This window comes from Pseudocolwellia agarivorans (assembly GCF_002000085.1).
GTDB lineage: Bacteria > Pseudomonadota > Gammaproteobacteria > Enterobacterales > Alteromonadaceae > Pseudocolwellia > Pseudocolwellia agarivorans.
Map to the genome: position 1 here is coordinate 151,589 of NZ_MUZU01000008.1, position 22,922 is coordinate 174,510.

At 36.5% G+C, this 22,922-nt stretch carries 19 protein-coding genes; 12 read left to right on the forward strand and 7 right to left on the reverse strand.

Annotated features, from left to right (window positions below):
• Positions 1-15 precede the first annotated feature (15 nt).
• From B0X80_RS13500 to B0X80_RS13515, 4 genes are all read right to left on the reverse strand, one after another.
• Positions 16-3,453: a hybrid sensor histidine kinase/response regulator gene (locus B0X80_RS13500; protein WP_077341088.1), complete on the reverse strand. Its 3,438-nt coding sequence runs from the start codon at positions 3,451-3,453 to the stop codon at positions 16-18.
• Between the two features lie 101 nt (positions 3,454-3,554).
• Positions 3,555-3,992, reverse strand: a complete 438-nt coding sequence (locus B0X80_RS13505; RefSeq protein ID WP_077341090.1) for a hypothetical protein — start codon at positions 3,990-3,992, stop codon at positions 3,555-3,557.
• An 86-nt stretch (positions 3,993-4,078) separates the two neighbouring features.
• The gene (locus B0X80_RS13510) at positions 4,079-5,818 is read right to left on the reverse strand and encodes a sodium:solute symporter family protein (protein WP_077341092.1); all 1,740 of its coding nucleotides are present in this window, start codon (positions 5,816-5,818) and stop codon (positions 4,079-4,081) included.
• Positions 5,818-6,069, reverse strand: a complete 252-nt coding sequence (locus B0X80_RS13515; protein WP_077341094.1) for a DUF4212 domain-containing protein — start codon at positions 6,067-6,069, stop codon at positions 5,818-5,820. The genes B0X80_RS13510 and B0X80_RS13515 overlap by 1 nt, the downstream gene beginning before the upstream one ends.
• Before the next feature lie 264 nt (positions 6,070-6,333).
• Between B0X80_RS13515 and B0X80_RS13520 the strand changes: the two genes are divergently transcribed.
• The 4 genes from B0X80_RS13520 (at position 6,334) to B0X80_RS13535 (ending at position 12,142) form a co-directional block, all read left to right on the forward strand.
• Positions 6,334-8,178: a putative nucleotidyltransferase substrate binding domain-containing protein gene (locus tag B0X80_RS13520; protein WP_077341096.1), complete on the forward strand. Its 1,845-nt coding sequence runs from the start codon at positions 6,334-6,336 to the stop codon at positions 8,176-8,178.
• A 12-nt stretch (positions 8,179-8,190) separates the two neighbouring features.
• On the forward strand, positions 8,191-8,880 hold the full coding sequence (locus B0X80_RS13525; protein WP_077341098.1) for an exonuclease domain-containing protein: 690 nt from the start codon (positions 8,191-8,193) through the stop codon (positions 8,878-8,880).
• A 154-nt stretch (positions 8,881-9,034) separates the two neighbouring features.
• Complete coding sequence (gene acs / locus B0X80_RS13530) at positions 9,035-10,933, forward strand: acetate--CoA ligase (protein ID WP_077341100.1); 1,899 nt, start codon at positions 9,035-9,037, stop codon at positions 10,931-10,933.
• Between the two features lie 144 nt (positions 10,934-11,077).
• Positions 11,078-12,142 (forward strand): hypothetical protein, encoded by a 1,065-nt coding sequence (locus B0X80_RS13535; protein WP_077341102.1) that lies wholly within the window; start codon positions 11,078-11,080, stop codon positions 12,140-12,142.
• Positions 12,143-12,263: 121 nt separating this feature from the next.
• On the opposite strand, the gene B0X80_RS13540 is transcribed toward B0X80_RS13535, so the two are convergent.
• Complete coding sequence (locus B0X80_RS13540; protein ID WP_077341104.1) at positions 12,264-12,899, reverse strand: hypothetical protein; 636 nt, start codon at positions 12,897-12,899, stop codon at positions 12,264-12,266.
• 165 nt (positions 12,900-13,064) lie between these two features.
• On the opposite strand from B0X80_RS13540, the gene B0X80_RS13545 reads away from it, so the two are divergent.
• The 4 genes from B0X80_RS13545 to B0X80_RS13560 all read left to right on the forward strand — a co-directional run bounded on the left by B0X80_RS13545 (position 13,065) and on the right by B0X80_RS13560 (position 16,059).
• The gene (locus tag B0X80_RS13545) at positions 13,065-13,730 is read left to right on the forward strand and encodes a DUF2726 domain-containing protein (RefSeq protein WP_077341106.1); all 666 of its coding nucleotides are present in this window, start codon (positions 13,065-13,067) and stop codon (positions 13,728-13,730) included.
• Between the two features lie 163 nt (positions 13,731-13,893).
• Positions 13,894-14,619, forward strand: a complete 726-nt coding sequence (mtnN, locus tag B0X80_RS13550; protein ID WP_077341108.1) for a 5'-methylthioadenosine/S-adenosylhomocysteine nucleosidase — start codon at positions 13,894-13,896, stop codon at positions 14,617-14,619.
• A 17-nt stretch (positions 14,620-14,636) separates the two neighbouring features.
• Positions 14,637-15,605, forward strand: a complete 969-nt coding sequence (locus B0X80_RS13555) for a cobalamin biosynthesis protein CobD/CbiB (protein WP_077341110.1) — start codon at positions 14,637-14,639, stop codon at positions 15,603-15,605.
• A 58-nt stretch (positions 15,606-15,663) separates the two neighbouring features.
• Positions 15,664-16,059 (forward strand): rhodanese-like domain-containing protein, encoded by a 396-nt coding sequence (locus tag B0X80_RS13560; protein ID WP_077341112.1) that lies wholly within the window; start codon positions 15,664-15,666, stop codon positions 16,057-16,059.
• Between the two features lie 76 nt (positions 16,060-16,135).
• On the opposite strand, the gene B0X80_RS13565 is transcribed toward B0X80_RS13560, so the two are convergent.
• Positions 16,136-16,726: an outer membrane beta-barrel protein gene (locus B0X80_RS13565; protein WP_175623944.1), complete on the reverse strand. Its 591-nt coding sequence runs from the start codon at positions 16,724-16,726 to the stop codon at positions 16,136-16,138.
• A gap of 283 nt (positions 16,727-17,009) precedes the next feature.
• On the opposite strand from B0X80_RS13565, the gene B0X80_RS13570 reads away from it, so the two are divergent.
• Genes B0X80_RS13570 through B0X80_RS13580 form a run of 3 tightly spaced genes read left to right on the forward strand, consistent with a single transcriptional unit; the run spans position 17,010 to position 21,107 of the window.
• Positions 17,010-17,459, forward strand: a complete 450-nt coding sequence (locus tag B0X80_RS13570) for a hypothetical protein (protein WP_139345323.1) — start codon at positions 17,010-17,012, stop codon at positions 17,457-17,459.
• Entirely contained in the window at positions 17,437-18,636 is a 1,200-nt protein-coding gene (locus B0X80_RS13575) for a hypothetical protein (protein WP_077341116.1), read from the forward strand. Before B0X80_RS13570 ends, B0X80_RS13575 begins: the two co-directional genes overlap by 23 nt.
• A gap of 50 nt (positions 18,637-18,686) precedes the next feature.
• On the forward strand, positions 18,687-21,107 hold the full coding sequence (locus B0X80_RS13580; RefSeq protein ID WP_077341118.1) for a putative bifunctional diguanylate cyclase/phosphodiesterase: 2,421 nt from the start codon (positions 18,687-18,689) through the stop codon (positions 21,105-21,107).
• 185 nt (positions 21,108-21,292) lie between these two features.
• Here B0X80_RS13580 and B0X80_RS13585 read toward each other — a convergent pair whose 3' ends face one another.
• Entirely contained in the window at positions 21,293-21,898 is a 606-nt protein-coding gene (locus tag B0X80_RS13585) for a nitroreductase family protein (protein WP_077341120.1), read from the reverse strand.
• Between the two features lie 127 nt (positions 21,899-22,025).
• On the opposite strand from B0X80_RS13585, the gene B0X80_RS13590 reads away from it, so the two are divergent.
• The gene (locus tag B0X80_RS13590; RefSeq protein ID WP_077341122.1) at positions 22,026-22,922 is read left to right on the forward strand and encodes a LysR family transcriptional regulator; all 897 of its coding nucleotides are present in this window, start codon (positions 22,026-22,028) and stop codon (positions 22,920-22,922) included.

The window sequence follows — 22,922 nt, forward strand, 5'->3', positions numbered from 1 at the left end:
ACCCAACCACAACCTCTAAGATAAATAATTATTTTGTAGGTTTTTTGCTAACTTAGCACTCATCATTGCACGCAATGCTGCTGGTTTTACCAACTTTCTCATAAACCCTACATCAGCTTCAGCAGCCCTTAGGTCAACATCGCTTTCAGTGGCGGCAGTAATTAATATAGCAGGTAAATAATGCTGACATTGTTCACGTAACATTGCGATTAAAGTTAGTCCGTCTTCATTATTGTTTAATTGGTAATCCACTAATAATATTTGTATAAGTTCACCTTCTTTAACAAATATTTCTTGGGCTGATACATATGAATCAGCGGTTAGTACATTACAATGCCAAGCCTCTAAAAGCGCCACCATTCCGGCTAATACGTCCGGATCGTTATCAATACATAATACGGTTACATCTTTAAAACCTGAGCTAACAATAGGAGCACTAACTTTTTTAACATCACCTTTAACAGCCTGAGCAACAGATAATGTAAATTTACAACCTTGGTTAACCTTCGATTGAAGCAATAATTTGTGTCCTAACAATTGTGCAAGACTTTGCGTTATATTTAAGCCTAATCCTAAACCTTGATTAGGTTTTGTTGTTGCCGTATCCAATTGCGTAAATTGCTCAAAAACCAATATTTGTTTATCTTCTGGGATCCCTGGGCCATTATCTAACACTTGAATTTTTACTTCGCCTTTTACCACTCTGGCGCCAAGCAGTACTTTACCTGAACTGGCATATCTGAAAGCATTGCCAATCAGGTTTTGCAATATACGTCGTAATAATCGCTTATCTGACTTGATCCATACAGAAGTAGAAACCACCCTAAAATCTACCTCAGCCTCTACTGCTGAAGCTGAAAATTCTTTGGCTAAATTATCAAATAACTCTTTCACCGAAAAAGTCTCTATTTGAGGTTTAATATTGCCACTTTCAATACGTGCAATTTCACTTAAATCAGACAGCAAATCGCTAGCTACTTTTAATGAGTGATCAATATTATTAACTTGACGCTCTTGTAATTCATTAAGATTTTTCTGATCGGCCAGTGCTGAAGTAAAAAGCCTAGCAGCTTCTAATGGTTGCATTAAATCATGACTGCAGGCCTTTAAATACTGACTTTTATTAACATGTGCTTGCTCAGCTTTATATCGAGCATTTGCTAAGTCTTGATTAGCTTGTTCAAGCTTTTGAGTACGTTCTTGTACAATAGTTTCTAGATCTTGATTAGCCTCTTTTAATACCTGCTCGGCTTTTCTGTATGCTGTTACATCAGAAAACATCATTACAAAACCACCATCAGGTAAAGGGTTACCTTCTATACGAATAGCTCGCCCATTATCATATTGGCGTTCCGTTGAGTGCGGACTTCCCTTACGTAAATATTCGAGTCGTTTCGTTACTTCTTTGTTTACATTGCCCGTACCAAACAAACCTCGCTTAGCGTTATAGCGCAGTAAACTTTCTATAGGGCAACCTACGTAAACTAACTCTTTAGGGTAATTAAAAAGGTCGATATATTTTTTATTCCATGCCATTAGTTTTAAATCGGCATCAATCACTGAAAAGCCTTCACTGGCATTTTCTATCGCACTTTGTAATAAATTTTGACTATATTTTTGTCTATGGTTTGATGCCTCTTCAACTAAAACCGTTAACTCATCAAGTGCGATATCACGCCCTTCTAATGCAGAGTAAAGCACTAGCCGAGCTGAAGATGCTCCCATAACACTGGCTAACGTATTTTCGGTATGTTCCAGCAATAATTGATTATAATTATTATTGCCCACTTTCTTTTGAAGAGTTTTCTGCTGAAATTCACTAAAACTATGACTTGCTTTAGGCTCACCTACAAAACGTGAAACTAACAGTTCTAATTCACGAAAATCAAGATGACGATATTTTTGTGAGGTTAATACTTTAGGAGATTGCCATTCTAAAAATATAGATGCTTGCACACGCTCTTGTACACTTTGTCGGCTGACTTGCGATAAACTCCAAAGCACAAATATATTAACCACTAAACTCAACAAAGTGGCCATACTACTCGCTGGAATAATACCGTCAGAAAAAGGCGGAATATATAAACCAAATTGCGGTAAAAAATTAAACATTAACCACAACATAAAACCAACTAATATCCCCGCATAAACCCCTGTTAATGTTGCTCGTCGCCAATAAAAAGCTGCAATTAATGCGGGTGTTAGTTGGGCAAAAGCGCCAAAAGCAACCTCACCTAATGAAGATAAGGTTTCTGACGGCAACATTAACGAAACGCCAAAGCCTAACAATATAACGCTAAATACTAAAAACTTACGAATATGAAGTAAACGTAATCTGAAACTATCGTAATCAACGTTGCTGGATTTTTTAGTACCATATAAATGAGGAAAAACAATTTCGTTACTCAACATAGTACTTAATGCGATAGCCGCAATAATCACCATAGAGCTCGCAGACGAAATAGCACCAAGAAAAGTTAATAATGTTAGCCATGTTTGATCTTTTAAGCTGGGTAAAAACAGTACGTAAGCATCTGAAGGTACACTATCACCTAACAACAGCTGCCCCGCTAACCCAAGCGGAATAGCAAATAATGCAAATATAAATAAATATAATGGAAATAAACGTCGACTAAGATAAATGTTTTTTTCTTCTTTTAACTCTACCACCATCACTTGAAACTGGCGTGGCAAAGACAAAAAAGCCGCCATCGTAATCACCAACATAGCAAGCACTGACGCAATACTGGGTAAGCTAAATTGCTCTTCTAACTTAATGGTTACGCTGGTTTGCTCCCATAAATCAGCAGGTGAATCGAAAAGGAAAAAGGTCGTAAATAAACCAACGGCTAAAAATGCAAACAACTTAACTAGCGACTCAAACGCTATCGCCAGCATAATGCCTGGGTGGCGTTCAGTCACATCAATATTACGAATACCAAATAATATAGTAAAGCCAGCTAATACTAAGCTAATCGCTAAACCTAATTGCCAATCGTTAAAGTCTTGCTCAGCTTGTAATTGTGTAAATGAATAAACAATCGCTTTAAGCTGTAAAGCGATATACGGCATGGTTCCTACTAAAGCGACTAAGGTGACTAAAACCGCAAGCTTATGAGATTTACCGTAACGAGCTGCTAATAAATCAGCAATAGAGGTTAAATTTAACTTTAAACTAACGCGAATAATGCGTTGTATAAAAGGCCAAGCAAAAAAGAAGAGAAAGATAGGGCCTAAATAAATAGGTAAATGAGAAAATATATTATTGGCGGTTTGCCCTGTTGTTCCTAAAAAACTCCACGAAGTACAATAAACCCCAAGTGTTAAGGCGTAAATACTTGATTGGTAACGCTCAAGAAGTTTGTTGCGATATTTGTCTCCAATAAAAGCAATTAAAAATAATAAGCAGATGTAAAAGAAGCTTAATGTTGTTAATTGCCAATTAGGAAACATAGGTATTCTCTTGTAATTAAATAGCTAAATAATACATGCTTACAGTATTTCATCTTATTGTATTTTAATCATTATGAGTAAACTACTGTAAGTTTTATCTATTACATAGTGCGAGTTGTAAATTCACTAATGTATTGACCACCTTTAATATTAGCAATTAAACGTAGCTTATATTGCGCACCTTGAGTTGATGCAAGTTGGCGTAATGCGGTAGAACTTTTCCAATAATAGGCACTATCAATCATACCTAGTGGATAAACGGTCACTTCTTCATTTTCACTCACTAAGAACAAAGTTGCGGTATCAAGCGGAAAAGTTGAATTAACCGTAGTAATACCCTCTTCATCATAAATGTTTACTTCAAATTCACCCGATTTCAAAATACAGCTTTTATTAATAACATCGCAATTACCCGACGGCTCTAATTGAAAAACACGTGTTTTTTCCGCTTCGTTTTCAATATATAAATCAGAAGCAATATACCCACCTAAAATAAGAAAAGGGGCAACTAATAAAGCAAGTTTAGTGTGTTTATTCATAAAATAATAATGCTCTTATCTGAAGGTTAAAAAATAAAAGGCTAGGCGATAAATCGTCTAGCCTTTGATACCCATACCACTACAAATTAGTGATCATGTGCAGCTTCAATTTTACCATAAGGGCTACGGAAGTTATCAACCATATCCTGAATATGAGTTGGAGCTGGGCCTGTAAATCTTACCACGATAAATGCTACCGCAAAGTTTACAAGAGCACCTACAGCACCAAACGCGTTAGGTGAAATACCAAAGAACCAATCAGGCCCCATATCACCTAAGAACGATGTACCTGGGATAAACATGATGCCTTTATGTTGAAATACATACAACATAGTTACACCGATACCAGAACACATACCCCATACAGCAGCAGTACCACTCATTTTCTTAGCGAATATACCCATCATTAATGCAGGGAATATTGACGAGGCAGCCAAACCGAATGCTAAGGCGACGGTTCCGGCGGCAAAGCCAGGAGGATGCAGCCCGAGATAACCGGAGATCAGAATAGCAATTGTCATTACAATCCGCCCCGCGAGTAACTCGTTTTTATCGGACAAGTTTGGTGTTAACACCCCTTTCATTAAATCATGGGAGATAGAGGAAGATATCGCCAACAATAAACCGGCAGCGGTTGATAGTGCGGCAGCTAAACCACCAGCAGCTACTAGTGCAATAACCCAATTAGGTAAGTTAGCAATAGCTGGGTTAGCAAGTACCATAATGTCGCGGTCAACTTTAACCATTTCATTTTTTTCAGCGTCTGCTACATAAGTAATTTTGCCATCGCCGTTTTTATCTTCAAACTTCAATAAGCCCGTTGTTTCCCAATCTTTAAACCATTGTGGACGAGCTTCGTATTCAAGGTTTTGACCTGCAGCAGGTTCAATAGTATTCATTAAGTTTAAACGAGCCATTGCACCAACAGCTGGAGCAACCGTATAAAGTAATGCGATAAAGACTAAAGCATACCCAGCAGATGAACGAGCCGCTTGCACAGATGGAACCGTGAAGAAACGCATGATTACATGAGGTAAACCTGCGGTACCGATCATTAACGACATAGTATAGGCGAACATATTTAATGTGCCGCCCATGTTGTCAGTGGTGTATTCTTTAAAGCCTAAATCAGTAACAACCATATCCAATTTATCAAGTAAATAAACACCGCTACCATCAGCAAGTGTAGAACCTAAACCTAATTGTGGAATGGGATTACCGGTTAATTGTAATGAGATAAATACAGCAGGAATGGTATAAGCAAAAATTAATACACAGTATTGGGCAATCTGCGTGTAAGTAATACCTTTCATACCACCTAGTACCGCGTATACCCAAACTACAGCCATACCTATACCTAAACCTAAACCGTAATCAACTTCTAAAAAGCGAGAGAAAGCAACACCTACACCTTTCATTTGACCTATGATATAAGTTAACGAAGCGATAATTAAACAAATAACCGCAACAATACGTGCTGTTTTTGAGTAGTAACGATCTGAAATAAATTCAGGCACCGTAAACTTACCGTGCTTACGCATGTAAGGAGCTAAAAGCATGGCGAGTAATACATAACCGCCTGTCCAACCCATTAAAAATACTGAACCACCGTACCCTAAGAAAGCAATTAAACCTGCCATTGAAATAAACGACGCGGCGCTCATCCAATCGGCACCAATTGCCATACCATTTTGTAACGGTGTTATATCTCCCCCTGCAACATAAAAATCACTAGTAGAACCCGCACGAGCCCACCAAGCAATAGCAAAATATAAAGCAAATGAGCCAAATACAGCGATATAGGTATATAGTTTTAACTCATCCATTACGACTCCTCCACCTTGTATTTTTTATCAAGAGCATTCATTTTTGCTGAATACCAAAAAACTAAAGCAACAAAAGTATAAATAGAACCTTGTTGTGCAAACCAAAAACCTAACTTGTATCCACCTAATCGAAATTCATTTAACTGTTCGACAAGCAATATGCCTAAACCAAATGAGACGACAAACCAAATAACAAGACTAATAAATATTAAGCGCAGATTTTCCTGCCAATATGTAGTTTCACCTTCCATCATTTTCTCCTAGCGATTGAGCGTTTATTATTTTTGTACGCTTAGTTAACAGCTTATGTATGTTGAGAAAGGTCAAAGATTCATAATTAGCTCCTAATGAGTAACTCATTAAAGTCAGGTGAATACTAAGCCTATCTATATTCAACACTAACAAGCTTTTTTCAATTGGAGTATTACACTTTAGTCTAAAGTGGATGGATTATTGTTGACGGCATAGGGCTATTTACCCTAAAACATAGGTAACGTTATCTAGGATAGTATAATATGAGCAACGAACTCGCCGACATTTTGGGATTTGTTAAAGCGATCCCACCCTTTGACTTACTGCCTGACACTCAGTTAGAGATGGTCGTAAAAGAAATAGATATTTGCTATTTACGAAAACAAGAAGATATTCCCCCCAACACATTAGTAACAGAATCTTTATTTATTTTAAGAAAAGGTGCTTTAAGCTATTACTCTCCCAGTAATGAGCTATTAGGCATGTTTAGTGAAAGTGATATTTGTACACTTTACTGCCACCCTCAAACCAATATAAATATTAGATTATGTAGTAACGAAGATACGTTATTGTACGCTTTGTCGTATCCTGCATTACAAAAAACATTACAAGACTTTCCTGATGTTATTGCTTTTTTTGAGCAAAGTGCAGAACAACGCCTACACAAAAAAATGACCCGTGTTAATGAAGACGCAATTATTTCTTCATCGTTAATGAACACACCCATAACACACTTTTATCACACCCCTGTAGCCAGTATTTCTCATAAAAGCACCATTCAACAAGCCGCAATAAAAATGACAGATCAGGGCTATTCTTGCTTAATCGTATTAAATAACAATAGTTTTATCGGCATAGTAACCGACAAAGATATTCGTCGTCGATGTGTTGCCCAAGGTTTACCTTTTAACCAACCCATTACCGATATTATTACTCAACACCCCATAACTATTGATATCAACAGCAACGCTTATGACGCGCTAATGGTGATGACCAGTAAACATATCCATCACCTGCCTGTAACAAATCAAGGTCAACTTGAAGGCATGGTAACCGTTACTGACTTAATGAATTACGAAGGTCAAAACGCTGTTAACTTAACCAGCATTATTCATAAGGCTACTACCGTAAGTGAGTTAGCTAAAATAAGTAAAATGCTACCTAAGTTACAAATACGTATGGCTAAATTAGGCACAACAGCCGATCACGTAGGTAAAAGTATCAGTGCTATAACCATGGCCTTTACTATTCGCTTAATTGAAATGGCCGAAAAGCTATTAGGCCCTGCGCCTGTCCCCTACGCTTGGTTAGCCGCAGGTTCGCAAGCTCGTCAAGAACAACTTGCCCATTCAGATCAAGACAATGCCTTGATCATATCTGATGAAATGAAACCCGAAGATAGCTTTTGGTTTTTTGACTTAGCCACTTTTGTTTCCGATGGCTTAGCAGCTTGTGGCTTTATTTATTGCCCTGGCGATATTATGGCTACCAATCAAAAATGGCGACAGCCCCAAAAGGTTTGGCATCGTTATTTCGACAAATGGGTAAACACACCAAGTTCTGAAGCCTTATTAAACGCAAGCGTTTTTTTTGATTTAACCACGGTGTATGGTGATGCATCGTTATTAGAAAATGTGCGTAATAGCATGCTAGAAAAAACCAAACGCAGCACTTTATTTATCGCCCACTTATCGAAAAATGCTTTAAAATTAAGGCCACCTCTAGGTTTTTTTAGAGATTTTGTTCTAAAACATGATGGAGAAAATAAATCAGTACTCGATCTAAAACATAACGGCATAGCACCTATTGTAGACCTTGCTAGAATTTATGCGTTAGCAGAAGGCATTAGCGCAACAAACACCATAGAACGATTAAAACAAGTCGCAGGTTCACGCTCATTAACAAAAGAGTCTGCGGCAAACTTAATTGATGCTTACGAGTTTATTTCTATGCTACGTATGCAAAACCAATCAACACGAATGCAAAATAACAAAAAACCTAATAACTTATTGCCTCCCAAAGCCTTATCTAAATTAGAAAGAGAGCATCTTAAAGACGCATTTAAAGTCATAAAAACCATGCAAGACGTCAGACAAACGTCATATTAGGGGCTTGAGTTAATGATTTTCAACAACATATTTGGCTATGAAGCAAAAAGAAAACGCCTATTAAAACGCGCGCCAGCAGGACCTTTACATGACTTTCTATCTGTCCCCTTCCCAGATAAAAAACAATTATTGATTGATACTCCTATTTTATCTGTCGACTTTGAAACAACCGGGTTACATGCCAAAAATGACAAATTACTTAGCGTAGGCTTTGTTGATTTATTTGCTAATACCATTCCACTAAAAAGTAGTTATCATCAAATAGTGCGCAGCAAAGGTCGTTTAAAATCAGACAATGTCACCATTCATCAAATTACCGATAGCCAAAAAGATCAGGGTGAGCCACTTAGAGTCGCTATTGAAGCTCTACTCAAAGCCCTAACCGGAAAAGTCATGTTAGTGCATTTTGCCAGAATAGAACGTGAATTTTTACAGCAAGCGTGTATAAATCTTTATGGCATGGCTCCCGTGTTTCCAATGATAGACACCTTAATGGTAGCCAAAAAACGATTAGATAATAGAGACGTAGCTTACGATCCTTCCACCCTTAGATTATCAGCATTACGACAGCAATATAATCTACCAGAACATCATGCACATAATGCTTTAAATGATGCGATAGCGACAGCTGAACTACTTATGGCACAAGTTAATGCTATGGCAAGCCCCAATAAAGTAACACTGTCTGACCTATTACTTTAAATCCCCTAATTGACTTGCCATTAGACTAAAGTCATAGCTCTTTTTATGAAATTTTAGACTTAGGTCTAATATTCAATTGCCAAAGAAATGTTTAGTTTATTGGGTAATTTCAAACTATTCATTAGCTAAAATTTTAGCGGCAAAGGGGCAACTCATGAACGAGTTAAATAAATCTGACATTTTTTATCCAAGTGAAGAAGTTATCGCTCAGGCAAACGTAAGCGATTACGAAGCTATGTATAACTATTCAATTAATGACCGCGAAGGCTTTTGGGCTGAACAAGCAGAAACCCTAGACTGGTATAAAAAATGGGACAGCGTATTAGACGACAGCAACGCGCCTTTTTATAAATGGTTTGATGGCGGAGAAATAAACATTGTACATAACGCTGTAGACCGCCATCTTGAAAATGCTAACCGCAACAAAATGGCCATTATCTGGGAAGGAGAAAACGGCCAAGTACGCAACTATTCATATAATGGTTTAAACCGCGAAGTGTGTCAGTTTGCCAATGTATTAAAAAGTATGGGTGTAGAAAAAGGCGACATCGTCACCATTTACATGCCACAAATTCCAGAGCTTATTTTTGCTATGCTTGCTTGCGCCAAAATTGGCGCTATCCATTCAGTTGTTTATGGCGGATTTAGTACCGATGCTCTGGCATCTCGTATTGATGATGCTCATTCTCGTGTATTAATTACGGCTGATGGTGGTTGGCGCCGAGGTAAACAAATCAACCTGAAAAGCATTGCAAACGAAGCAATGGAACGTACCCCATCAATTGAAGTATGTATTTGTGTAAAAAATAACGAACTTGACGTAGAAATGGAACCTTCTCGCGATTTTTGGTTGCACGACCTACAAGCCTTACCTATCGCTAGCCCTAAGTGTGAAACAGAAAAAACATCAGCTGAAGATCCACTCTTTATCCTGTACACATCAGGCACAACAGGCAAACCTAAAGGTATGCAACACACTCATGGTGGTTACGCTGTTTATACCTCTACAACCCATCGCATGGCCTTTGACATAAAACCTCAAGATCGTTGGTGGTGTGCTGCAGATCCAGGTTGGATCACAGGGCATAGTTACATTGTTTATGGCCCACTGATTAATGGCGCAACCATCATGTTATATGAAGGAGCACCAAACTATCCTTACCCGAATCGTTGGTGGCAAATTGTTGAAAAATACGGCATCAATATTTTATATACATCACCAACAGCCATCCGTGGTTTGATGCGCTTTGGTGAACGTTGGCCACAAAAACACGACCTATCAAGCTTACGTTTATTAGGTAGTGTGGGCGAACCCATTAACCCTGAAGCATGGCGTTGGTATCACCATGTTATAGGTCAAGACAAATGCCCTATTATTGATACTTGGTGGCAAACCGAAACAGGTGGTTTTATGATTTGTCCACTACCTATTACCCCGCTTAAACCGGGATCAGCAACCAAACCTTTCTTCGGTAACGAAATATCAGTAATGGACGACGACGGTAACGAAGTTGCACCTAATGAAGAAGGTAAACTCATTATAAAAAATCCGTGGCCCGGTATGGCACGAACCATATTTAAAGATGATCAACGTTATGCTGACTTGTACTGGACCCAAAAAGAAAATGGCGAATGGCACTACCTAGCGGGCGACAGCGCAAAAATAGATGAAGACGGTTACATCTGGGTTATTGGTCGAATGGACGAAGTACTCAAAGTCAGTGGCTACCGTTTAGGTACATCTGAAATTGAAAGTGCTTTAGTGAGTCATCCAAAAGTTACCGAAGCAGCAGCCGTTGGCCTACCACACGAATTAAAAGGTAACGCTATTCATACCTACGTAATTTTGCAGGAAGGTGTAGTAGGTGATCAAGCTCTTGAACAAGAACTACGCGACCATGTAGGCACCGAAATGGGGAAAATCGCCATGCCTGAATGTGTCAAATTTATCGATTCTTTGCCTAAAACACGTTCAGGAAAAATTATGCGTAGAGTTTTAAAAGCTCGTGCATTAGGGCAAGACGAAGGTGATTTAAGTACCTTAGAAGAATAATTAATTAAACAAAGCACACTATGTGGAGCACTAGCTCCACATAAAACATAAACAGCAATACCTTAAAAATACAAAACATTACACATTATATAAATTAGCCAAAAGATACTAAGCATCGTCTTTAACGCTAAATAAGGGGATAAAATGTTCAACGTAAATAAAGTATTAATCATGAGTGGTTTATTAGCTATAACCAGCAGTGCAAATGCAAGTTATGAAATAAAAACCGGCGAAAATAGTAAGCTGATTTTTGGCGGTTATATCAAAGTAGATACGCGATATACTGATGGTAACATTCAAGCGAATAACTATTGGTATGGTGGTGGTAAAGTACTTACTGAAGATAATTCTAATTTTGGCATTGCCGCCAATGAAACACGCATCAATACTAAATATGTGCATGGCGATGTTACCGGCTTTATTGAAATGGACTTTTACGGCGATGCTGTTTCAGGTGGCGGTAATGAAATTGTTTCTAATTCATCAAAACCACGCTTACGCCATGCTTTTATAAAATACAAAAACATTTTAGTTGGCCAATACTGGACCACTTTTCAAAACACAAGCTCTCTAGCTGAGTCAGCAGACTTTGGTGGACCTTTAGTTGCTTCGGCCTTTATTCGACAAGGACAAATTCGTTACACCATGGGCGGATTACAAGTTGCGATTGAAAACCCAGAAACCTACGGCGGTAATAATATTACCCAAGGTGGTACAGCAAATGATGGCACACCTGACGTTATCGCTAAATACACCTTCTCAGGTGACTGGGGTAATGTATCGGTGTCTGGTGTTGCTCGCCAGCTAGAATCAGCAACAGGTAATACAGAATCAGCATTAGGCTACGGGGTTGCTGGTCGTATAAACACCTACGGTAAAGACGATTTTCGCTTTCAACTTCATGGCGGTAATGTAGGTCGTTATGTAGGTGTAACCGCATCAACAGACATGGTGGGAGAAGAAGTAGAAGAAACCACCTCGGTTATGGTTGCTTATCGTCATTTCTGGACAGAAGACACTCGTAGTTCAGTATTTTATGGCAATACCACTACAGACGAGTCTGACCGTGATAGAACTCATTGGGGAATTAATGTATTTAAAGACTACACCAAAGAACTTTCTTTTGGCTTAGAGGTAGGTAATTTTGAAATGGAAGAACTAGACGCCGACTCAAATTACTTCCAGTTTTCAGCCAAATATACGTTGTAGTTATCGTTGTAATTAACAAATTAAGATAAAAAGTAAATTTATCTGCTCGTTTACTTAGCCAACCTCTTGATAGGGTTGTTTTGGGGGAAGCTAACGCTTCCCTTTTTTTATTCTTTAATTTTTAGTAAGTTGAACCAACTGAAATACCAAAAACCGTATCGATAGAATCACCACTCAGATACGTTTTAGCGTGAAAACCAATATTTAAAATATCAGTATCTTTTACTGCACCTACTTTTAAAAACACACCGCCATCAACATCAATATCTTCAGAATAGCAGTCATCACAAAACCCAATTGAGCGTTCAGAATACACCATGAAATCAGCACCAAGTTGTCCATAAATAGCGACATCACTTGCTTCACCAAAAAAGTGGATACGCCCTATCGCCGCACCTAATAAAACCCCGCTCGCATCTGAAGTTTCATTTGATCTATCGCCTCTATTTCCAAATCCTTTACCGACAACTTCTTGGCTAAACTCCCAATTATCATCATAAGCAAGATAGCTTGCAGACAACGTTGTTATCCAATGGCTTTTAATATAATCAACATCAACACTAAACCCTAACGCTGAATCTTCAATACCATAAAGCCCCACACTGTTATCAAAGTTGGTTTGATTAACTGAAATACTCCACTCCCATTGGTTATCTACTACATAGATATTTTCTGCCTCGGTTACCATTTCTGTTTCTTCAAAAGCATGTAGTTGAAAAGATAAAACAAGTGATAAAGCGAGTGTGATTTTTTTCATGAAAAGTCCTTTTAACTAAAATTATCAATAAGGGGAGTAAAAACGGCAACAATATAAATTAAATACAATTTATTAGCAAAAAAACAAGCTACTTTTTGGCATAAATAGTGCTTTACTCATTACATAAAAATAAACCGTCAAACATTTGAATCCTTGGAGAAGCTTATGGAATTAATATTATTTGCCATGGTAAGCCTTGTTGTTATTGTTGCCCTACTCGCTAGTAGGTTAAATGATAATAGCTTTCCTTTTCCATTTGATCGTAAAAGTGCCATTTTTACGCCAGCCGAAAAAAACTTTCAAAACTTAGTTGAGCAAGCTATGGGATCAGATTATCGCGTACTTAATCGCGTTAAACTGTCTGATATTTTAACCATTCGAAATGGAGTATCGAGTAAAGCAAGTCAAGCAGCAGCTAAAAATGCTGACAAAAAATATTTAGATTTTGTTCTTTGTGATCGAAACTCTATGAAACTTTTAGGTGCGATAGACTTAGTTGATACTCAAGGCAAAGGCTACAAAATCAAAAAAGATTGGTTTGTGAGTGGTGCGCTAGAAGCCGCTTCAATTCCTCATTTAAGAATTAAAGTAAAGGCCAATTATACCGTTGAAGAAATACGTTCATGTATCAATACACGTTTAATTGGTACGCCTAAACCAGAACCTAAAATGAAAGGCAGTGTGATCCCTGCGCCTATGGTGCGCGTAAGATCTAAAAATACAGCAGGTGTATTAACTCCTGCGGCTGCTCGCTCTCAATTAGAAGCCATGAACAAGCCTAAGTCAGCAAGACAAATACCCGCTCCCAACGTAGCGGCTTTACCTCACTAATTTTTATATAACCTTTACTAATCAATATATAGCGATAACCACTCACGACTGAGTTGTTATCGCTATTTACCTGTTCTGCCTCCCTAAAAATACTCCCTGCTTTTCCTTAACATTACCGCTATAATTACTCCAATATTTCAAAAAAAATTAACGGAAACATTTAATGAAAGCAGGAATTATTGGCGCAATGGAGCCTGAAGTTGCCATTTTAAAAAGTAAGCTCGAAAACTGTGTAATCACTGAACACGCGAGTTATACATTCTACGAAGGTTCTTTAAACGGTAACGATGTTGTTATTGTGCAGTCAGGTATAGGTAAAGTAGCTGCAGCGTTAGCCACCGCATTTTTAATTGATAAATTCAAACCTGATTATATCGTCAATACGGGTTCTGCGGGTGGTTTTGAGCAATCATTAAAAGTGGGCGACATTGTAATAAGTAACGAAGTAAGATATCACGATGTTGATTTAACCGTATTTGGTTACGAAATTGGCCAGTTACCTGGAAACCCACCAGCCTATTTCCCTCATAAAACGTTAGTAGAAGCAGCGCAAGAAGGTATTGATGCACTAAGCTCAACTTTAGATACCCCCATACAAACCTTATTGGGTTTAATTACAACGGGTGATACTTTTATGACGGCGGAAAACGATATTGCTAAAGCCCGTAAAAACTTTCCAACCATGGCAGCCGTTGAAATGGAAGGTGCTGCTATAGCGCATACCTGTCATCAATTAAACGTTCCATTTGTTGTCATTCGTTCAATGTCTGATATTGCAGGTAAAGAGTCTCCTTCGTCATTTGAAGCTTACTTAGAAACCGCTTCAATCAACTCGTCTCAGCTTGTTATAAATATGCTAAACGTATTAAAAAATAAGTCATTAACTTAAATAAATAGATCGCATACATGAATCATTTTTTACTAGACGGCCCTTTTGTTTATCCCTTAACAGTATTTGTTATGGTTGTTCTAGTAAAAATATTTCTTTCTATTTTCTTTATTAAAGAACCCATGCATCTCTTTCGCTTTTTTTGCACTCAATTAGCAAAAAAAGTGAACAATCAAAACAACAGCGTAAACCAACAAAAAGTGGCTGGATTAATGGCAACATTAATCACTTTATCGCCCTTACTCATTATACTTTGGTTATTTGAAAGCTTTATTGAAGTCAACTGGCTTTGGCAAGGATTTTTATTATATTTTGCTTTAGGGTCATTCGGCTTAACTCGCACATCACTGAAAACAGCTAAAGCCTTGGTGGCCAAGAATACTTACGACGCTAAACAATTCATTGCACCTGTTACATTAAGAAACACCGACAAATTATCTTCTTTAGGTATAACCAAAACCTGCATTGAAATGCAGTTATTACAAACTATTCAACAATGTTTTACTGTAGCTTTTTTATATTTTTTATTAGGGCCTTATGTCGCATTAGCTTTCAGGTTACTACTCGAAATGCATTACAGTTGGAATATAAAACAGCCGCAATATAAAGCTTTTGGAGCCTTTGTAAATAAGTGTGTTCATTTATTGCAATGGTTACCTACTCGACTTTTTGTTTTCTTTTTAATGCTAGGTACTTTAGGGCAAAACTTTATTTTATATTGGCGGCTGATCACAAAACATTTCTTCGCCCTTAATAACTCAATTGCGGTTTACGCGCTAGCACTTGCTATAGGTAAAAAACTCGGTGGTGTTGCCATGTATAACGGCACCAAGGTTAGGCGTTTAAGTTTTAACGACAGTGCATTAGAGCCAGAACCTAGTGATATTATTTATGCAACAAAACGTATTAACCAAGTACTTTATTTTTCGTTTTTATCTATTGTTTTTTCAATCACACTTTACTTAATTTTAACCATAAAAAGCTAGGTTCTAGTAACCTTTATAGTACACTGGTATTAAATCAATTATTTTCATCGGAGCACATATGTTTATTAAAAAATTATTATCCTTCGCTTTATTTAGCTTACTTTCATTGAATGTATTTGCAGAACAAACACCTACAATTTCCCAAGCTGAACTTGTGAAATTATTAACGCAACCAAACGACTCTAGTTTTATTGTATTAGATGTAAGAACACCACAAGAATTTAACGAAGGACATATAAAAAACGCAATTAACGTGAGTCATAATACGGTTAAAGATAACTTGTCTGTGTTAAACACATATAAAGATAAAATGGTGGTTGTACATTGTCGTTCAGGTAAAAGAGCACTAATCGCTGAACATGTACTGAAAGAAAATGGCTTTTCGAATCTTCGTCACCTTGATGGCGACATGCTGGGTTGGGTTGACGCTAAGTTACCTTTAATTAAAGAATAACCTAGCCCAAAATGAACGCGTATTATATACCCGTTACCACTTAGAATGATAACGGGTATATACGCGCTTAAAAATATTAAAATGCGTAGCTTATTCCTACATTTAAGGTGCTTGATTTTAGGTCATCCATTTTATGGTATTGCAAACCGGCATTCATACCAATTCCCATATCCCAACGATATTCCCAACCACCTTCTAACATAAAGCCAACACCATCTTCATCAGCAATTTTTGTTTTGTTTAACTCAATCTCATAGTTGTAATAACTTAAACCTGCTTTAGCATATAACTTGTTACGTTTTGATAAAGATAAGTCTGTTTTTAATGCAACCACTACAGCACTTAATTCAAGATCATCTGCTGCTAACTCAAACAAGTCGTGTCTGTCATCGTCAGAATAACACTTCCACTCACCCGACCTTTCTTTACAATCCCAATCCGTATCAGTGCCACCTAACAAGCCCACTTCTACTGAATAAAAAGGTGCGAATTTGTAGTTGTAAAATAAATAAGATGTACCGTAAGCTTCCCCCTCTTCACCTTTATATTCCATATTACCACCACCGAGTTGAATACCAACACTGTGAGGTGATTGAGTTCCAGCAAGTGCTGCTGTAGAAATGGTTAACGCTATAATGCTTGTTGTTAATGAAGTGAATAGTTTCATGTTTGATCCTTGTAAAATCATATTTAATTAAGATGAAACTATTATCTGTGATTCATTCGAGCCAAGCTGTTTGAAAAATGTTTTTAACCTGTTTAAAAATGTAAGTAATTGATAAAAAGATGAACACTCATATTAGAGCGTGAATTAAATTCATCTAATTATTCTTCAACTAAAATTACAATACATTAACCCTATTTTTTACAAGGAATTATAGTAATTAATTGGTGATTAATTTAAAGTGTGCCACACTACTATATATCTTAGATCTCCGTATTTATTTAATATGAAATTTAGAAAACTCATCATTTATATGTTATTTCATCTAACATGTTGCTATACAGCAAACGCTGTAGCTGAAGATAAAAAGCTTATTATCCTAGCCAGTAATAACATCGAAACAATTAGCCTTGAAGCTATTAGTAACTTGTATACTTTTAGACAAAAATTAATGCCTAATAGTGAAAGAGTACAGCTAACCTCCTTACCCCTTAATTCAGAAGACACAATAGGCTTTACACAAAAGTTTTTTAATTATTACCCATACCAATTAAAGCGTATCTGGGATCAAGCTATTTTTTCAGGTAAAGCAAGAAGACCGAAATCATTTGATAATACAGAAGACCTATTAGCTTTTATAAAAAATAATGATAATGCCATTGGTTATTTGATTATTAAAACCTCGGAACTTACACAATTAAAGGAGATGTATAATGTTATTGCGATTATTGGTTAACATTGTTTTTCTTCTTTTTTGCGTTAATGCTGCAGGTAAAGCCACAGATGATATTTATATTAATGCTTATGTAGGCGTAGGTTATGTTTATGAATCAGATAACAATTTTATTCATTCAGAAAAAGATAGTAATAAATTAATTGAAAGTGCATTAAACCTAACTTACGAATACAGCAATAATATTTCATTTGCAGGACAAGTCGCCTATCGTGAATTTGGTGAATACTTTACGGATAAAACACTAAGAATTGACTACGCTAAATTAAACTATACCGATAGTTTTATTAACGATTCTGAACAGTCTCTATCTATTGGTCGCATAAAAATCCCCAGTGGTGTGTATAACTCGTCGCGAGATACTCCTATTACACGCCCTAGTATTATTATGCCTCAATCAGCCTATTTAGATTTATTTCGTAATCTTTGGCTCAGTACCGACGGTGTAATGCTATCTTCTTCACACCAATTAACACAGGGTATCGTTGATTTAACTTTAGGGTACGGTAAATTACATATTGATGATAATTTCAGTGATGTAACGTTAGGTTCTGAAACTTCAGGTGATTGGGCAGAAGGTAATATAACGGTATTTGATCTACGTTATAATTCAGGCGACCTCTTATTTGGTCTTTCATATAATCATGTTCATCCTGAATACCTGAAAGTCTCTAGCGATACATTACCTATTTACCCTATAGGAAATAAAATACCTTCAATAAGTAATGGAGATGTAGAAGTAAGTACTTACGTTGCATTTATACAGTACAACATAAATCGATTTGAAATAACCAGTGAATATACATATCGAGATGTTGTCGTTTCTGGTTATACTCCAACCCCGCCGAATAGCCGCCCAATGGAAGGTTATTACGCACAATTAAAATATGCAGCAACGTCATCACTCAACCTTATGTTAAGACATGAGAAATTTTATCGCTTTGCTGAAAGCAAAAATGGTTTAGAAACACTAATAGGCATAGATCCAGCGTGGTATAATAATGCGACAACGTCTTCAATAGGCTTTAATTACAATATTGACGAACATTGGAGTGTTATTGCTGATATACATTATGTAGAAGGTTCGGGTTGGCTTCCTCCGTTTTCATATCAAGTACCTGAATCCGTGGAGAAAAAGCACTGGACACTGGCTGCTTTTGAAGTTGTTTATGTATTTTAGTTTGATATTATAAATGTATATAAAAAAATAGATTATTGAAGGGTTAAGTATTGAAAGGATTGTTCAAAGGGCTATTATTTAAATCCGTTACCGTATTTTTTTCAATAGCTTTGGCTACCTTTTATTTAAGCTATTTATATACAAATTACAGCCAAGAAATTGGTATTAAGAATGAACTTAATCAAATAAAAAACCAAGTTGACCAAGCGTTAAATGTATTACTTCAGCAAAGGGTTGAACAATTAACATCTCTTGCTGAAGAAATGTTTTTATTAAAAGAGAACAGTACTAAGCAAACAAAAAGTTCGTTAGACCATTTAAAAAATATATGGCCAAAAGTAAAAATTAACCGTTCGCTTACCAGCCTTTATCTTGATTCAGAAAAAGAGTTATTACTTGGCAAACCTCTACCTGAATTTTTAATGCAGCAAGGGATGAAAGCTAGGCAAAACCTGCAACCTTTTCATCAAATTTATTGTGGTTTGTCTTGCGAAATTGCAATATCTATTCCTATTTATATTCATGGTAAAACAGCCTCTCTCACCCTAACATCAGAACTATTACCTGCAATTGTTTATGCCAGCGAATCTTTAGATCTTGATATTGGCCTTATTAACCAAACTAAATTATTTAAAAACAATGAAATAAGTAAAACCTACCCTTTTGAAATATTAACCAACATCAAAGATAACGCGCCGATAATCAATCAAATGGCGGAGCAGAAAAAGGAGTTAGCAACACTTCAAACAGGTTACCTTTATCATAACGAAGTAACAGATAAAAATATTTATTTTTGGGGGAAAACTTTTGGCGAAAAAGGCAATGAAGCTACTTTTATTTTCCTAAAAGATGTAACTCTCACAATGCACAAATATCAAACTCAGAAAAAGAGCATACTTTTTCATAGCGCTGCAATTTCCTTTGGTATTATTATTGTTATTGTCATGTTAGTTTTTTTCCCTTTAAAAAGATTACACCTATTAACCGATGTGATTGAAGCCATTGGAGCTAAAAACTATTACCAAGCGAAAAAAATATTAGGAGACCTTAAAAGCTCAGACAGTAATGATGAATTAAGTACCTTATCATTTGCAATGAACAAAGCGCTGCACCGTATTGAAGGTTACGAAAAAAAAATAGTCGCCAACCAAAAAGCATTCAAACAGCAAGCCACAGTAGATAACCTCACACAACTTTTAAATAGAAATGCTTTCATTCAAAATTTAACAGAACTACAAGAAGACCCGCAGCATAATGAGATTGCATTAGCCCTTATTGACTTAGACGGGTTCAAACCTGTAAACGATAATCTAGGCCATGAAGCTGGAGATGATGTATTAAAACAAGTAGGTCAACGGTTAAATAACATTTCCATCGATAAGGTTGTTGCATACCGTTTAGGTGGTGACGAGTTTGTAGTGAGCATTGAAAACATAGCCAACAAACAACGTTTATATGATCAATTATTATCACTATTTAATGATAACTTTATTATTAGCGGTACAACCATAAAAATAACGGCGAGTATTGGTATTGCAATAGGTAATTTATCAACATCATCCCATAGTGAATTACTTCGCCAAGCTGATATTGCAATGTACGAAGCTAAAAAACTCGGTAAAAATCGATTCTGCGTATTTGAATCTTCGATGATGGAGTATTCAAATCTACGTTTTACCATTACTAATGACTTTATAACCTCACTTCAAAATGGCGATATTTATCTTAATTTTCAGCCCATCATTGATCTAAAAACACAAAAAATAATGAAGTTAGAAGCACTGTCTCGCTGGAATCATTCACAAGTTGGTTTTATCAGACCTGATATTTTTGTTTCCATCATTGAGGGAACCTCTTATATTCAAGACTTAAGTTACTGGCTTATTAGACAATGTATATTACAACTTGTTGAGCTCAGAAATAGTGGCTTTGACGAGATTATTATTTCAATAAATATAAGTGCTGCACAAATTTCTGATGATAACTCAATAGGATTTATTAAAGATGAATGTGATAAGAACACTGTGCCTTATCATTTAATTGAATTAGAAATCACAGAAACTTCATTAATTTCCAACTTTAAAGCCGCTAAAGACTGGATTAGTAATGCCCAAAACATAGGTTTTAAAGTATCTATTGATGACTTTGGTACCGGCTACTCATCACTATCCTATTTAACCCTTTTTCCTTTTAATACGGTAAAAATAGATCGTTCTTTAATTAAAAATATTCCTGAAGATTTAAACCAACAAAAAATAGCTAAATCGATTATTAGAATGCTACAAGAGCTTGAAGTTGACGTGGTTGTTGAAGGTGTTGAACATAAAGCTCAGTTTGATGTAATCGAAAAGTTAGGTGCAGATATGGTACAAGGTTATTATTTCTCAAGACCATTAAACAAGAAAAGTTTAAATAAGGTTTTAGATGATTATAAAACTAACCACTGCATATTCCCTCCTCTATCCCCGTAACCATTCAAGATGCAGGTTTCAGTGGGAACTAAAAACAATTTAGGCACAGATTTTACGTTCCAAACAAAATCTAAGGTCTACATCCATGTAAGAACCTGACTAAAGTTAATAACGAAACATAAATTGTTTTTAGACCCATCGTAGAGGCGCTTAAGTAACCTGAACTTGAGATAAGCAATCAAAAACTAAGTGAATGTGTTTTCAATAACCACTTGGTTTAAAGGTAACTGCCCCCCCCTTGGAAAAGCAGGTTTTTCAGCTTTACCAATCGCCACAAACATACTAATAACATGGTCTTCAGGTAAGTTAATTAATTCAGCGACCTTATTAAAATCAAAGCCATCCATAGGAACAGAGTCATACCCCATGGCTTTTGCACTCAGCATTAAGGTTTGTGCTGCCATGCCACAAGACCTCATAGCTTCGTCACGCTGAACACTGTCTTTACCTTGATAATATTGCTCGATCATAGGTAATAAAAATTGCTGTGTTTCTACAGGTGCATTTGCCCAATAACGTTCAGGTTGCTTTTTCCAAGCATTTAAATCAGCGCAAAGCACAATAAGTACCGACGCATCAGTTATTTGAGCTTGATCCCAAGCCGCAACTCTTAACTGTTCACGCAATGCTTTATCTTTTACCACCACAAATCGCCAATTTTGTATGTTATAAGCGGTTGGCGACAAAACAGCTAACGACAGTAACTGCTCTAATTCCTGCTCGGGTATTTGGTAATCTTTTTGATAATGTTTAATTGAACGTCGTGAATTAATTGCTTCTAATGTATTCATAATAAAATCCTCATACTAAGTTGAGCTTATTATCTACTATTGCAACCTTTACGATAATAACTAAAATACAACAATATCTTTTGCATAAACTGCAACAATAAAAATTCAACCTAAGTAGCTCATTCTCATGTTTAACAAATTAAAAATATTTACCAAGGTTATTGAATGTGGAAACTTCTCAAAAGCAGCAAAGGCTCTTAATACCACAACATCTTCCGTGTCTCGCCATATCGATGCATTAGAGCGCGAACTAGAGATTAAATTGTTAAACCGTAGCACTCGCCATATAGAATTAACCGAAGCAGGTGAAAAGCTATTGGATAGGTCAAAAAAGCTTATTGCTGACTTTGACGACACCATCAATATGATTAAGCCCACAACAAACGAACCTGAAGGGTATTTAAAAATATCGGTATTCGAAAGTTTTGGTCGACTGTGTATATGCCCGCTCTTACCAAAATTTTTAGCTAAGTACCCAAAAATCAACATAGACATTGCGTTAGAAAATCAAATGACCAATTTGTACCGCGATGAAATTGATTTAGCCATACGCATTGGCGAACCAGAAGATTCAAGTTTAGTCATGAAAAAGCTGGTAAATAACCGCGTGGTTGTTTGTGGCACTCCAAAATATTTTGAAGCGCATACCCTACCTAAGTCTCCTAACGACTTAACCAACCATAATTGCTTAACCGTAAAAAACAATAACTATGGGGGGTTTTGGTATTTCAAAAAAGCCAACCAATGTTTAAAAGTGCCTATTAGCGGTAACTTAGTATCGCAAGGTGGCGCTCCGTTATTAATAGCCGGAAAGCAAAACGCAGGCGTTTTATTATTGTCATATTGGATGGTAAAAAGTGAGTTAGAAAAAAATGAACTAACTGAAGTACTCACCGACTGGCAAGCGTCTTTATATGAAAATGGCAGTGGGAGTATTTATGCGGTTTTCAAAAGTAATAAATACATGAAACCCGCATTAAGAATATTTATTGATTATATTGTAGAAGAGTTATCAGGAATGTAA